Annotated in this window: 1 protein-coding gene; it reads left to right on the plus strand. The window is 36.6% G+C overall.

Features of this window, described 5'->3' with window-relative positions:
- A partial coding sequence (locus V3W49_RS22830; protein WP_500148246.1) for a CDP-alcohol phosphatidyltransferase family protein occupies positions 1 to 563 on the plus strand: 563 nt, incomplete at its 5' end.
- Positions 564 to 620 lie beyond the last annotated feature (57 nt).

Genomic DNA, 620 nt, shown 5'->3' on the forward strand with positions numbered 1-620 from the left:
TTACACCAAACCAGATTTCAGTTATGAGTTTTATGATTGGACTTGCAGGTGCATCTCTGTTCTTTTTTGGCGAATATTTCTATCTCGTTTTGGGAGGCATCTTAGTTCATATCCATTCTATAGTGGATGGATGTGATGGGGAAGTAGCACGTCTTAAGCTAAGACAGACAAAGTATGGAGGTTGGCTTGATTCAGTTTTAGACAGATATGTAGATGCTGCCATTATTTTTGGACTAGCCTATGGTTACTGGAGTATGACGGGAGATATGACAATATGGATAATTGGATTTTTTGCTCTGATTGGAAGCTTCCTCAATAGCTATACCAGTGACAAGTATGATTCAATTTTTAGAGATGGAGATATGACAAAAAGATCAAAGTTTAGAATGGGCAGGGATGTGAGGTTACTGCTCATAACGATTGGTGCTTTAACTAACCAAATTCCCATAATGCTGATCATTCTAGCAGTTATAGCAAACTATGAGGCTTTACGAAGATTGATAGTATTTAGGAACAAACTTGATGACGGCATGCAAATCACGGATAGAGAATTTACCAATTAATGACTTTAATTATATGATTACTTTGGAGTGTTAAAATGGAAATACTTGATGACAAGC

The organism is Rosenbergiella sp. YN46, from assembly GCF_036620675.1.
In the GTDB taxonomy this organism is placed as follows: domain Bacteria; phylum Pseudomonadota; class Gammaproteobacteria; order Enterobacterales; family Enterobacteriaceae; genus Jejubacter.